General features: G+C 64.1%; 12 protein-coding genes. 10 read left to right on the top strand and 2 right to left on the bottom strand.

The features are described 5' to 3' along the window. Positions 1-218: 218 nt before the first annotated feature. Entirely contained in the window at positions 219-1,190 is a 972-nt protein-coding gene (locus Q2941_RS16330; protein WP_458193094.1) for a LysR family transcriptional regulator, read from the bottom strand. Positions 1,191-1,309: 119 nt separating this feature from the next. On the opposite strand from Q2941_RS16330, the gene Q2941_RS16325 reads away from it, so the two are divergent. The 10 genes from Q2941_RS16325 to Q2941_RS16280 all read left to right on the top strand — a co-directional run bounded on the left by Q2941_RS16325 (position 1,310) and on the right by Q2941_RS16280 (position 11,795). After that, a complete protein-coding gene (locus Q2941_RS16325) occupies positions 1,310-2,344 on the top strand; it encodes a class 1 fructose-bisphosphatase (protein ID WP_458193093.1) in 1,035 nt (344 codons plus the stop codon). Between the two features lie 12 nt (positions 2,345-2,356). After that, positions 2,357-3,232 (top strand): phosphoribulokinase, encoded by an 876-nt coding sequence (locus tag Q2941_RS16320; protein WP_027524340.1) that lies wholly within the window; start codon positions 2,357-2,359, stop codon positions 3,230-3,232. Between the two features lie 31 nt (positions 3,233-3,263). Continuing rightward, positions 3,264-5,294, top strand: coding sequence for a transketolase (gene tkt / locus Q2941_RS16315; RefSeq protein ID WP_458193092.1), 2,031 nt, complete (start codon positions 3,264-3,266; stop codon positions 5,292-5,294). Next, positions 5,291-6,298, top strand: coding sequence for a type I glyceraldehyde-3-phosphate dehydrogenase (gap, locus tag Q2941_RS16310; protein ID WP_458193091.1), 1,008 nt, complete (start codon positions 5,291-5,293; stop codon positions 6,296-6,298). Before tkt ends, gap begins: the two co-directional genes overlap by 4 nt. Positions 6,299-6,329: 31 nt before the next feature. After that, positions 6,330-7,415 carry a class II fructose-bisphosphate aldolase gene (fba, locus tag Q2941_RS16305; RefSeq protein WP_458193090.1) on the top strand — a complete coding sequence of 362 codons (1,086 nt, stop codon included), beginning with the start codon at positions 6,330-6,332 and terminating at the stop codon, positions 7,413-7,415. A 36-nt stretch (positions 7,416-7,451) separates the two neighbouring features. Continuing rightward, positions 7,452-8,912: a form I ribulose bisphosphate carboxylase large subunit gene (locus tag Q2941_RS16300; protein WP_458193089.1), complete on the top strand. Its 1,461-nt coding sequence runs from the start codon at positions 7,452-7,454 to the stop codon at positions 8,910-8,912. Positions 8,913-8,923: 11 nt separating this feature from the next. Then, complete coding sequence (locus Q2941_RS16295; RefSeq protein ID WP_458193088.1) at positions 8,924-9,331, top strand: ribulose bisphosphate carboxylase small subunit; 408 nt, start codon at positions 8,924-8,926, stop codon at positions 9,329-9,331. A 100-nt stretch (positions 9,332-9,431) separates the two neighbouring features. After that, positions 9,432-10,358 carry a CbbX protein gene (cbbX, locus tag Q2941_RS16290; RefSeq protein ID WP_458193087.1) on the top strand — a complete coding sequence of 309 codons (927 nt, stop codon included), beginning with the start codon at positions 9,432-9,434 and terminating at the stop codon, positions 10,356-10,358. After that, positions 10,355-11,092, top strand: a complete 738-nt coding sequence (rpe, locus tag Q2941_RS16285; RefSeq protein ID WP_027524347.1) for a ribulose-phosphate 3-epimerase — start codon at positions 10,355-10,357, stop codon at positions 11,090-11,092. The genes cbbX and rpe overlap by 4 nt, the downstream gene beginning before the upstream one ends. Positions 11,093-11,582: 490 nt before the next feature. Continuing rightward, complete coding sequence (locus tag Q2941_RS16280; RefSeq protein WP_027524348.1) at positions 11,583-11,795, top strand: hypothetical protein; 213 nt, start codon at positions 11,583-11,585, stop codon at positions 11,793-11,795. A gap of 15 nt (positions 11,796-11,810) precedes the next feature. On the opposite strand, the gene Q2941_RS16275 is transcribed toward Q2941_RS16280, so the two are convergent. After that, a complete protein-coding gene (locus Q2941_RS16275; protein ID WP_027524349.1) occupies positions 11,811-12,647 on the bottom strand; it encodes a universal stress protein in 837 nt (278 codons plus the stop codon). Positions 12,648-12,727: the final 80 nt, after the last annotated feature.

The raw sequence follows: 12,727 nt of genomic DNA, 5'->3' as shown, positions 1-12,727 counted from the left end.
GTTCCAGCACCAAGCGGATCCATTCCGTTGCACGAGGATCGTCGCATCGGTAAAGCCGTGCTAGCAGGGCGAGAGGCGAATCGCGGGCAGGGGACTGCAATGACGACCTTCAACAGGATCTTCACAACCGAGCGCTTGCTGCAGATCATCTGCGTGCTGGCAGCGGCGCTGATCATGAAGCTGATGAGCTGACGTTCGACCGAGCTTCGATGCGTCGGTCAGCGTCCGCGCAATTCCGGCACGTCAGGCAGGTAGTTCGAACCCTCCGAGCCCAGAAAATCGAACATCGCCTGTGCCGGTGGCAGCAGCACCTTGTCGCTGCGGCGGATCACGTACCATTGCCGGACGATGGGCAGGCCCGCGACGTCGAGGATGATGAGACGGCCTTCGGCGAGCTCATGCGCGACCGTGTGCGCGGAGATGAAGGCGATGCCCAGGCCTGCGATCACCGCCTGCTTGATGGTCTCGTTGCTGCTCATCTCCATGCCGATGATCGGCTCGAGATCCGACTTCTGGAACATGCCTTCCATCAGCGTCCGCGTGCCGGATCCAGGCTCGCGCGTGAGGAAAGTCTCGTGCACGAGGTCGGTCAGGTTGAGGCCGGAATCCTTCTCCAGCCAATGCCCCTTGCGCGCGACGATGATGTGCGGGTTGCGCCCCAGTTGGCGGACGTCGACCGTGACGTCGGCCGGTGGCCGACCCATCACCGCAAAATCGAGATCGTAGCCGTGCATGGCCTCGCGGATATCCTCGCGATTGCCGATGGTCAGCTTGATCTCGATCTTCGGATAGCGCTGCGAGAACGCCGCGATGGCGTGCGGCACGAAGTATTTTGCGGTCGAGACCGCGCCGAGGTGCACCGTGCCGCCGGTTCGCCCCGCCAGAAGATCGAGCGCGCCCTGGCAATCCGCGATCGCGGCTTCGATGCGATCGGCGAGCGCCAGCACCTCCTTGCCCGCTTCCGTCAGCAACATGCCGTCGCCAGTCCGCTGCACCAGAGGCAGTCCCGCCAGATCCTGCAATTGCCGGAGTTGCTGAGTGACCGCCGGCTGCGTCAGCCCGAGATGCGTCGAGGCAGCCGTCACGCTGCCCTTGGCCGACAGCGCTGCGAGCGACCGGAGCTGCCGGATCGTCAGATGCCGTAGCTGGGTCGCCGGGTGGCTATTATAAGAAAATTCTTTGGCGCTCATTATGAATAGAAATTTTCCTTATTGGGCCGGCTCTGTCAATTTCTTCGTGCTGGGACCAGCCGCTCCACTCCCCAACCCGGGAACAAGGATAGCGGCGGCCACGAGGGGATGGACGCAAGATGACCGGGCAACTCAGGCTGGACGACTATCTTCAACGGTATTCTGAAACCGTGCCGGAGGCGCTGGCCGTGGCAGCCGCGGTCGATGCCATTGCTACCGCCGCGATCGAAATCGCGGACCTCACAGGCACCGGTCAGTTGTCCGATGCCTCGGGTCTGACCACCGGCTGCAACAGCGACGGTGATCTGCAGCGCGACCTCGACCTGCGGGCGGATGCAATCCTGCGCCGCTGCCTCGGCAAAGCGCCGATCGCGGCGCTCGCATCGGAGGAGATGCGCGAGCCGCAGATCGTCGACCGCACGGCAAAAACCTGCGTCGCGATCGATCCGCTCGACGGCTCCTCCAACATCGACATCAACATGACGGTCGGCACGATCTTCTCGATCCTGCCCGCCCCCGATGATCTTGGCCTCGCCTTCCACCAGCGCGGCTCGGCCCAGCTTGCGGCGGGGTTCGTCACCTACGGTCCGCAGACCTCGCTGGTGCTGACGCTCGGCGATGGCGTTGACGTCTTCACGCTGGACCGCGCGCGCTCTTTCCGCCTGGCGCGGCGCGGCGTGCAGATCCCCGAGACGGCCGACGAGTTCGCGATCAACGCCTCGAACCGCAGGCACTGGGATGCGCCGGTGCGCGCCTTCGTCGACGAATGCCTCGCCGGCGTCGACGGTCCCGCCAACCGCAATTTCAACATGCGCTGGGTCGCCTCACTCGTCGCGGAAGCCTACCGCATCCTGACTCGCGGCGGTGTGTTCCTCTATCCGTCCGATGCGCGCCCCGGTTACGGCGACGGCCGCCTGCGCCTGACCTACGAGGCGCATCCGATGGCCTTCATCATGGAGCAGGCGGGTGGGGCGGCTTCCACCGGGCGCGAGCGCATCCTCGATCTCGCCGCGCACAATCTGCACCAGCGCGTGCCGTTGATCATGGGCTCGCAACACGAGGTGCGGCGTGTCGAGGAACTGCATTGCGATCCGCTCTTGGTCGCGAGCGTGTCGGCGCCGCTGTTCGCGCGGCGCGGTTTCTTCCGGCTCTGAAGGAGGTGACACATGTCCAGGAAGCATCCGATCATCTCGATCACCGGTTCCTCCGGCGCCGGCACTACCTCGGTCAAGAAGACCTTTGAGCAGATCTTCTTCCGCGAGCGCGTCAATGCCGTCTACATCGAGGGCGATGCGTTCCACCGCTACGACCGCGCCGAGATGCGTACGCAGATGGCGAAGGAAGCCGAGCGCGGCAACAAGCATTTCAGCCATTTCAGCCCCGAGACCAATCTGTTCGAGGAGCTGGAGCGGGCGTTCCGCGACTATGGCGAGACCGGCACCGCGGTGACGCGCCACTACATCCACGACACCGAAGAGTCTGCGCTGCATGGCGCGCCTCCCGGCACCTTCACCGAATGGGAGCGGCTGCCGGAGAATTCGGACCTTCTGTTCTATGAGGGCTTGCACGGTGCCGTGGTCACCGACAAGGTCAACGTCGCACGCTATGCCGACCTGAAGATTGGCGTCGTGCCGGTCATCAATCTTGAGTGGATCCAGAAGCTGCACCGTGACCGCAGCGCGCGGGGCTATTCGACCGAGGCCGTCACCGACACCATCCTGCGGCGGATGCCCGACTACATCCACTACATCTGCCCGCAATTCACCGAGACCGACATCAATTTCCAGCGCGTGCCGACGGTCGACACGTCCAATCCCTTCATCGCGCGCTGGATCCCGACGCCGGACGAATCGATGGTCGTGATCCGTTTCAAGAATCCGCGCGGCATCGACTTCCCCTATCTGCTCTCGATGCTGCCGCACAGCTTCATGTCGCGTGCAAATTCGATCGTCTGTCCTGGCGCCAAGCTCGATCTCGCGATGCAGCTCATCCTGACGCCTTTGATCATGCAGCTCATCGAGCGCAAGCGAAGCATGAAGTGACGCACAACAACGACAACAACGGGAGGATCCGATGAACATCTCGGTTCATGCCGAAGCCGACCTCAATGCGGTCAGCCATGCCGATCTCGCCAACGCCGTCCGTTTCCTCGCGGTCGACGCCATCGAGCAATCGCAGTCCGGCCATCCCGGCCTGCCCATGGGCATGGCCGATGTCGCGACCGTGCTGTTCTCGCGCTTCCTCAAATTCGACGCGGCGCATCCCAATTGGCCGGACCGCGATCGCTTCGTGCTGTCGGCCGGCCACGGCTCGATGCTGCTCTACGCGCTGCTCTATCTCACTGGCGGCGCAGTCAGCCTCGACGACATCAAGGCCTTCCGGCAATGGGGCTCGAAGACGCCGGGTCATCCGGAATATGGCCACACGCCGGGCGTCGAGACCACCACGGGTCCGCTCGGGCAGGGGATCGCGACCGCGGTTGGCATGGCGCTCGCCGAGCGCATGGCGAATGCGCAGCATGGCGATGGCCTGGTCGATCACTTCACCTACGTGATCGCCGGCGACGGCTGCCTGATGGAAGGCATCAGCCAGGAGGCGATCTCCCTTGCCGGTCATCTCCAGCTCGGCCGCCTGATCGTGCTGTTCGACGACAATGGCATTTCCATCGACGGGCCGACCTCGCTTGCGACCTCGGACGATCAACTCGCGCGCTTCGCCGCCTCCGGCTGGTCGGTGCGCCGCGTCGACGGACATGATCCGGAAGCGGTCGCGCAAGCGATCGCGGAAGAGCGCGAAACCGCAAGGCCGTCGCTGATCGCCTGCCGCACCATCATCGGCTACGGCGCGCCCGACCGTCAGGGCACCGAGAAGGCACATGGTGCGCCGCTCGGCACCGAGCAGACGGCGGCTGCGCGGCGGAATCTCGGTTGGGATTATCAGCCCTTCGTGGTGCCGATTCCGATCATGAAGGCGTGGCGCATGATCGGACAACGCGGGCAGGTCGACCGTCTCGCCTGGCTCGATCGCTATGAGTGCGCGAGCCCAGCGCAGCGCGAGCTGTTCGTCGAGGGCATGGTTTTGGCCCTGCCGAGCGCCTATGCCCAGGCGTCGTCGAAATTGCGCGAGCGCTTTGCCACCGAGCGTCCGAAGCTTGCGACGCGGCAGGCCTCGCAACAGGTGCTCGACGGCATCGCGTCGTCAATCCCGGGCCTCGTCGGCGGCTCGGCCGATTTGACCCATTCCAACCTGACGCATGCGAAGACGCAGGTTCCCGTCACGCGTGGCCGGTTTGCCGGCGACTACATACATTACGGCATCCGCGAGCACGGCATGGCGGCGGCGATGAACGGCATCGCGCTGCATGGCGGCTTCATCCCCTATGGCGGCACGTTCCTGGCCTTCTCCGACTACAGCCGGCCGGCGATCCGGCTTGCGGCCCTGATGCGGCTGCGTGTCATCCATGTCATGACCCACGACTCCATCGGTCTTGGCGAGGACGGTCCGACGCACCAGCCGGTCGAGCATCTCGCTGCGCTCCGCGTGATTCCAAATCTGCTGGTGTTTCGTCCCGCCGACGCCGTGGAGACGCTGGAGGCCTGGGACTGCGCGCTGGAAGCGACCACGCGTCCCTCCGTGCTGTGCCTGTCGCGTCAGGCGCTGCCGACCTTCCGCAGCGATGCACGCGGCACGAACCGTGTTGCGCGCGGCGCCTATCTCGTCGTCGCGCCGGACGGCGGCCGCGACGTGACGCTGGTCGCAACTGGCTCGGAGGTTTCGATCGCGATCGAGGCCGCACGCCTGCTCGCGACCGAGCACATCCGCGCTGCCGTCGTCTCCGCGCCCTGCTTCGCGCTGTTCGAGGAGCAGCAGGAGGAGTACCGCGCGGCCGTGCTGGGCACCGCGCCGCGCGTCGGCGTCGAGGCCGCCGTCCTCGGCGACTGGCCGCGCTGGATCGGCGCGGACGGTGAATTCGTCGGCATGCGTGGCTTCGGCGCCTCTGCACCGGCGCCAGTGCTGTACCGCGAATTCGGCATCACACCGCAGAGCGTTGCGGAAGCGGCCAGGCGCTCGGTCGCACGTCGGAACGAAGGGAAAGCAGCATGAGCTTGCGTGTCGCCATCAACGGATTTGGTCGGATCGGCCGCAACGTCCTGCGCGCGATCGCCGAGTCGCGTCGCAATGACATCGAGGTGGTATCCATCAACGACCTCGGGCCGGTCGAAACCAATGCGCACCTGCTCCGGTATGACTCCGTCCATGGCCGCTTCCCGGGCGAAGTCAGGGTCGACGGCGATGCCATCGACATAGGTCGTGGCCCGATCAAGGTGACCGCGGTCAAGGATCCCTCGCAGCTTCCGCATCGCGCGCTCGGTGTCGACATCGCGCTCGAATGCACCGGCCTCTTCACCTCGCGCGACAAGGCGGCTGCGCATCTTCAGGCCGGCGCCAAGCGCGTGCTGGTCTCGGCGCCTGCGAGCGAGGTCGACCTCACCGTCGTGTTCGGCGTCAACCATCTCAAGCTGACGGGCGATCACGTCGTGGTCTCCAACGCCTCGTGCTCGACCAACTGCCTGGCGCCGCTCGCCCAGGTGCTGGACGAGACCGTCGGAATCGAGAAGGGATTTATGACCACGATCCACTCCTACACGGGGGATCAACCGACGCTCGACACATTCCACAAGGACCTCTACCGCGCCCGTGCCGCGGCGCTGTCGATGATCCCAACCTCGACCGGCGCGGCCAAGGCGGTAGGCCTGGTCCTTCCGGAGCTCAAGGGCAAGCTCGACGGCGTGGCGATCCGCGTGCCGACGCCGAATGTCTCGGCAGTCGACTTCAAGTTCGTCGCCAGGCGCGCGACGAACTTGAAGGAAATCAACGATGCGGTGCAGGCCGCGGCGAACGGCTGGCTCAAGGGCATCCTCGGCGTCACCGACGCGCCCAACGTCTCGACCGACTTCAACCACGACCCACGTTCCAGCATCGTCCATCTCGATCAGACCAGGGTCATGGACGGAAATCTGGTGCGGGTGATGAGCTGGTACGACAACGAATGGGGCTTTTCCAATCGCATGGCCGACACTGCGGCGGCGATGGGCCGGCTGATCTGAACTGAAAGATAGAAACGAACGGAGACGTCCCTTGGCACGCATTACCCTTCGGCAACTGCTGGATCACGCAGCTCACCACGGCTATGCCGTTCCGGCGTTCAACATCAACAACATGGAGCAGGGCCTCGCGATCATGCAGGCGGCGGCCGAGGTCGATGCGCCCGTCATCATCCAGGCCTCGCGCGGCGCGCGCAGCTATGCCGGCGACCTCATGCTCTCGCACATGATCGACGCACTGGAGCGGACCTATCCGGACATCCCGCTCTGCATGCACCAGGACCACGGTAATGACGAGGCGACCTGCGCCAGTGCAATCGCCCATGGCTTTACCTCCGTCATGATGGACGGCTCGCTCAAGGCCGACGCCAAGACAGCCGCCGACTACGACTACAACGTCGCCATCACCCGCCGCGTCGTCGACCTCGCGCACTGGGTCGGCGCCTCCGTTGAAGGCGAGCTCGGCGTGCTGGGCTCGCTCGAGCATGGCGGCGGCGAACAGGAGGACGGTCACGGCGTCGAGGGCAAGGTCAGCCACGACCAGTTGCTGACCGATCCCGACCAGGCCGTCGATTTCGTCCGCGCCACCAAGGTCGATGCGCTGGCGATCGCGATGGGCACCTCACACGGCGCCTACAAGTTCAGCCGCAAGCCGGATGGCGACATCCTGGCGATGCGGGTGGTCGAGGAGATCCATCGCCGGCTGCCGAATACGCATCTTGTCATGCACGGATCCTCTTCGGTGCCGCAGCCGCTTCAGGACATGTTCAACCAGTTCGGCGGCGAGATGCCGCAGACCTGGGGTGTACCGGTGGAGGAGATCGTTCGCGGCATCAAGAGCGGCGTGCGCAAGGTCAACATCGACACCGACTGCCGCCTGGCGATGACCGCGGTGTTCCGGAAAGTGGCCGCGCAAGCGCGCTCTGAGTTCGATCCGCGCAAATTCCTGAAGCCCGCCATGGACGCGATGCGCGACCTCTGCCGAGAGCGCTTCGAGCAGTTCGGCACCTCAGGCCACGCCAGCAAGATCAAGGTCATTCCCATGAGCGAGATGGCGCGGCGGTACCGTGCCGGCGAACTGGACCCGCGCATCGACACCCGCGAATCCGTCGCGGCCTGATCAATCAAAGAGCAGAGAGAAGAACAGGAGAGAGACATGAACGCACATGCAGGCACGGTCCGCGGCAAAGAGCGCTATCGCTCGGGCGTCATGGAATACAAGCGCATGGGTTATTGGGAGCCCGACTATGTGCCGAAGGACAATGACGTCATCGCGCTGTTCCGCGTGACGCCGCAGGAGGGCGTCGACCCGATCGAGGCTTCGGCGGCCGTGGCCGGTGAATCCTCGACCGCGACCTGGACGGTGGTGTGGACCGATCGTCTGACCGCGGCCGAGAAATATCGCGCCAAGTGCTACCGCGTCGATCCGGTGCCGGGCACGCCGGGCTCGTATTTCGCCTATATCGCCTACGACCTCGACCTGTTCGAGCCGGGCTCGATCGCGAACCTCTCGGCCTCAATCATCGGCAACGTCTTCGGCTTCAAGCCGCTGAAGGCCTTGCGGCTCGAGGACATGCGCTTCCCGGTCGCCTATGTGAAGACGTTCCAGGGGCCCGCAACCGGCATCGTGGTCGAGCGTGAACGCCTCGACAAGTTCGGCCGGCCGCTGTTAGGGGCAACGGTGAAGCCGAAGCTCGGTCTCTCGGGCCGCAATTATGGCCGCGTCGTCTATGAGGCGTTGAAAGGTGGGCTCGACTTCACCAAGGACGACGAGAACATCAACTCGCAGCCCTTCATGCACTGGCGTGACCGCTTCCTCTACTGCATGGAGGCCGTCAACCGCGCACAGGCCGGCTCGGGCGAGGTGAAGGGCACGTACCTCAACGTCACCGCCGCGACGATGGAGGACATGTATGAGCGCGCGGAGTTCGCCAAGGAGCTCGGCTCGGTCATCGTCATGATCGACCTCGTGATCGGCTACACCGCGATCCAATCCATGGCGAAATGGGCGCGCCGCAACGACATGATCCTGCATCTGCACCGCGCCGGTCACTCGACCTATACGCGGCAGAAGAGCCACGGTGTGTCGTTCCGCGTCATCGCCAAGTGGATGAGGCTTGCCGGCGTCGACCACATCCATGCCGGCACGGTGGTCGGCAAGCTCGAGGGCGACCCCAACACCACGCGCGGCTATTACGACGTCTGCCGCGAAGACTTCAACCCATTGAGGCTCGAGCACGGCCTGTTCTTCGACCAACCCTGGGCGAGCCTGAACAAGATGATGCCGGTCGCTTCCGGCGGCATTCATGCCGGCCAGATGCACCAGCTCCTCGATTTGCTGGGTGAGGACGTCGTGCTGCAATTCGGCGGCGGCACGATTGGTCATCCCATGGGGATTGCGGCGGGCGCGACAGCCAACCGCGTGGCGCTGGAAGCAATGATCCTCGCCCGCAACGAGGGTCGCGACTACGTCCATGAAGGGCCGGAGATCCTGGCCAAGGCGGCACAGACTTGCACGCCGCTGAAGGCCGCGCTCGACGTCTGGAAGGACGTCACCTTCAACTACCAATCCACCGACACGCCGGACTTCGTGCCGACCGCGCTGGAATCCGTTTGAGGAGACATGAGATGAAGTTGACGCAAGGGTGTTTTTCCTTCCTGCCTGATCTCACCGACGATCAGATCTACAAGCAGGTGCAGTACTGCCTCGCCAACGGCTGGGCCGTGAATATCGAGTTCACCGACGATCCGCATCCCCGCAACACCTATTGGGAGATGTGGGGCCTGCCGATGTTCGATCTTGCCGACGCCGCCGGTGTGATGATGGAGCTCGCCGAATGCCGCAGGGTGTATGGCGATCGTTACATCCGCATCAGTGGCTTCGATTCCAGCCATGGCTGGGAATCGGTGCGGATCTCGTTCCTCGTGAACCGGCCGAAGCAGGAGGCTGAATTCGAGCTGGTGCGGCAGGAGGTTGCAGGACGGGCGATCCGGTATACCACCGTCCGCAAGCCGGCTGAGCACGCTTCGGCCTAGACAGCATTCGTTTCCGCGCGGAGCTCTCCCTGCTCCGCTCCCTTGGCGGACAACTGCTTCGCCGCCTGTTCGCGGCGAAGCCCCTTTCTTCGAGATGCCCATGCTTGATGTGCCGCAAAAGACAGAGACCAGTGAAGCCGCATTCGATCTCCGCAAGGAGGCTGAAGCCGCAGGAATCACCGAGACGCTGCGCGAGCTCGATCAGGAGCTGATCGGGTTGAAGCCGGTCAAGAACCGCGTGCGTCAGATCGCCTCGCTCCTCCTCATCGAGCGGATACGGCAGCGTGCGGGCCTCGTCGCCGCGCCGCCGACCTTGCACATGTCCTTCACCGGCAATCCCGGCACTGGCAAGACCACAGTCGCGCTGCGCATGGCAAAGATCCTTCACGGTCTCGGCTTCGTGCGGCGCGGGCAGGTGATCTCGGTAACGCGCGACGATCTCGTCGGGCAATATATCGGCCATACTGCGCCGAAGACCAAGGAGATATTGAAGAAGGCGATGGGCGGCGTGCTGTTCATCGACGAGGCCTACTACCTGCACCGGCCCGACAATGAGCGCGACTACGGCCAGGAGGCGATCGAGATCCTGCTCCAGGTGATGGAGAACCAACGTGAGGACCTCGTGGTCATCCTCGCCGGGTATGGCGAGCGGATGACGAATTTCTTCGCCTCCAATCCAGGCTTCCGCTCGCGCATCGCCCACCACATCGAATTTCCCGACTATTCCGAACAGGAATTGCGCTTTATTGCGGACTTGATGTTGCAGGAGCGGGGATATCGCTTCTCGACTGCCGCGCGCGAGGCTTTCGAAAAGTATATCGCGCTGCGTCGGACGCAGCCGTTCTTCTCAAATGCGCGCTCGATCCGCAACGCCGTCGACCGCATCCGGTTGCGCCAGGCCGACCGGCTGGTTGCCGATCTCGACCGCATGCTTGGGGTCGCGGACCTCGAGACCATCGATTCCTCGGACGTGCTGGCCAGCCGCGTGTTCAGCGGCGGATCTGACGCGCGGAGCGCAAAGCCATGACAAGGGAAATCATCATTGCGCCGTCGATCCTGGCGGCGAATTTCGCGAGGCTCGGGGAAGAGATCGCTGCGATGGATGCGGCCGGCGCCGACTGGATCCATTGCGACGTGATGGACGGGCATTTTGTACCCAATATCAGTTTCGGTGCCGACGTGATCAAGGCGATCAGGCCGTTTACGAGCAAGACGTTCGACGTCCATCTGATGATCGCGCCGGCGGATCCCTATCTCGAAGCTTTCGCGAAAGCCGGTGCCGACATCATCACGGTCCATGCCGAAGCGGGGCCGCATCTCGATCGCTCCTTGCAGGCAATCCGGGCGCTCGGCAAGAAGGCCGGCGTGAGCCTGTGCCCGGCAACGCCGGAATCAGCTATCGAATATGTGCTCGATCGCGTCGACCTCATCCTTGTGATGACGGTCAATCCGGGCTTCGGCGGGCAATCGTTCCTCGGATCGCAGATTACGAAGATCCAGCGCATCCGCGCGATGATCGGCGACCGGCCGATCCGGCTCGAGGTCGATGGCGGCGTCACGCGCGACAACGCGGCCGCCGTTGCGGCTGCCGGCGCGGATACGCTGGTGGCGGGATCGGCGGTGTTCCGCGGCAACGGCAGCGCCGACTACGCGAACAACATCGCCGCGATCCGCGTTGCTGCGCAAGCTGGCCGGGTTCCGAAGCTGCAATTGGGTTCGGCTTCGCTGGCGCGGGCTGGCGAGAGCGAATTGGTTCGATAACCGCGGGTCACGCGACGCCTTCGGGGCGATGCAGGGCTACTTGGTCGGGCATCCACGTGATGGAAAGGTATTTGGATGCGATAGACGCGATCGCCGCGCTGCAACAGCGCCGTCACGGCCATCACCGCTCCAAATGAAAAAGCCGCCGGTTCCGGTTCCGTGCGGCTCGAGAAGTCGCGAGCTGCGTGCCTGTCGCAGCACCTGTGTACCGCCGTTACCTTGTTTGCGGCCATACGGAGGAACTCATAGCCAAAATTGCTGCATTTGGCTGTGACTTGCCCCACAGATGCCGCAACTTTGTGGCATGATCAAAATACAGTCTCGGCGAAACTTTCCCCAAAGTTTGACCCAGGGCAATGCCAACGGGCCGATGTCCGCGTTAACTCTTTCAAGGAAAGAGTGGTCCACGCAGCAAATGTTTCGCACGAGTGCAATCAGTGTGACGCAAACCGGCGAAATAAGCCGGGCGTAGCCAAGGTGGGAGATTCTCATGGAGAACGTGCGTCGGTACCGTGCTCTGGCGTCCTTGTGCCGTCAGCAGGCGGCATATCGACCCCTGCAGAGCTGGGATCTTCTCGGCCAGGCCGAGCATTTCGAACATCTCGCCGAAGCGGAGCTGAAGGCTCACTTCGACGCCTGCAATACGCAAGGCGCTGACGACGCAGCAGCCCCGGCAGAGTGGCAGCACACTGCCGCCGCGTGAAGCGCAAAGTTCGCGCTAATGCGACATCAGCGTCGGGATCGTCATAGTTTGCAGCATCGCGCGGGTGACGCCGCCTAGCACGCGCTCTTGCAAGCGCGAATGGCCATAGCCGCCCATCACCAGCAGATCGAGGCTCTCGTCGGCCGCGAGCGACAGGATCGTCGGCTGAATGTCGGCGCGGCTCGCCGACAGGCTGACGATGCGGGCTTCCAGCCCGAGCCGTGCCAGATGTCTTGCAAGCTGATCCGCCGGAGCCGCGCCCGGCGCTGACGTCGCCTCGTTCACAGTCATGATGACGATCTCCGCGGCCCGCGACAGGAACGGCATCGCGTCGCGCACTGCGCGCGCCGCAACGCGGCTGCCATCCCAGGCGATGCCGATTCGCCGTGTCTTGAAGGTGCCGCGGAAGATATGTGGCAGGAACAGCACCGGTCCGCCCGCCTGGAACAGAATCTCCTGCGGCAGGTCGCTGTCGAAGGATCCATGATCTGCATCGGGCTGCAGCACGACGCTGAGATCGTGGAGCCGTGCCATCGCGCCGACCATGTCGATCGCGTCCGCCGGGATCGCACCGACCGGGTGGCAGCTATGGGAAATGCCGGCATGCCCGGCTTCCGTCTCGAATACCGCAAGCGCCGTCTCGGCGCGCTCCGTCGCTCGTTCGCGCTCCATCTCGAACACCGCGGCCACGGCCGCGCCGCCTTCCATCACATAGGCCGTGCTGGTTGCGACATAGCCGACCGAGACCGCATCGAGATGAGCGTTGAAGCCGGCGGCGAGCGACACCGAGCCATCGATGACCGGGCGCATGGGTCGTTCGGTCGGGATGTGGACGAGAATGTCCTTGATCATGGCGGCGCCTCCGGCGGAGATCATTTCCACGCCGTAATTTTTCACCGATCCCTCGATCTGCGTTGACCTGCATCAAGCGC

It is taken from the genome of Bradyrhizobium sp. UFLA05-153 (genome assembly GCF_054185185.1).
This window is presented reverse-complemented; position numbering and strand designations above follow the sequence as displayed.

What these genes read in the sequence shown, in the direction of transcription:
- Q2941_RS16330 (WP_458193094.1), bottom strand. Translation starts at nt 1,190, where the DNA reads ATGAGCGCCAAAGAATTTTCTTATAATAGCCACCCGGCGACCCAGCTA.
- Q2941_RS16325 (WP_458193093.1), top strand. Translation starts at nt 1,310, where the DNA reads ATGACCGGGCAACTCAGGCTGGACGACTATCTTCAACGGTATTCTGAA.
- Q2941_RS16320 (WP_027524340.1), top strand. Translation starts at nt 2,357, where the DNA reads ATGTCCAGGAAGCATCCGATCATCTCGATCACCGGTTCCTCCGGCGCC.
- tkt (WP_458193092.1), top strand. Translation starts at nt 3,264, where the DNA reads ATGAACATCTCGGTTCATGCCGAAGCCGACCTCAATGCGGTCAGCCAT.
- gap (WP_458193091.1), top strand. Translation starts at nt 5,291, where the DNA reads ATGAGCTTGCGTGTCGCCATCAACGGATTTGGTCGGATCGGCCGCAAC.
- Q2941_RS16300 (WP_458193089.1), top strand. Translation starts at nt 7,452, where the DNA reads ATGAACGCACATGCAGGCACGGTCCGCGGCAAAGAGCGCTATCGCTCG.
- Q2941_RS16295 (WP_458193088.1), top strand. Translation starts at nt 8,924, where the DNA reads ATGAAGTTGACGCAAGGGTGTTTTTCCTTCCTGCCTGATCTCACCGAC.
- cbbX (WP_458193087.1), top strand. Translation starts at nt 9,432, where the DNA reads ATGCTTGATGTGCCGCAAAAGACAGAGACCAGTGAAGCCGCATTCGAT.
- rpe (WP_027524347.1), top strand. Translation starts at nt 10,355, where the DNA reads ATGACAAGGGAAATCATCATTGCGCCGTCGATCCTGGCGGCGAATTTC.
- Q2941_RS16280 (WP_027524348.1), top strand. Translation starts at nt 11,583, where the DNA reads ATGGAGAACGTGCGTCGGTACCGTGCTCTGGCGTCCTTGTGCCGTCAG.
- Q2941_RS16275 (WP_027524349.1), bottom strand. Translation starts at nt 12,647, where the DNA reads ATGATCAAGGACATTCTCGTCCACATCCCGACCGAACGACCCATGCGC.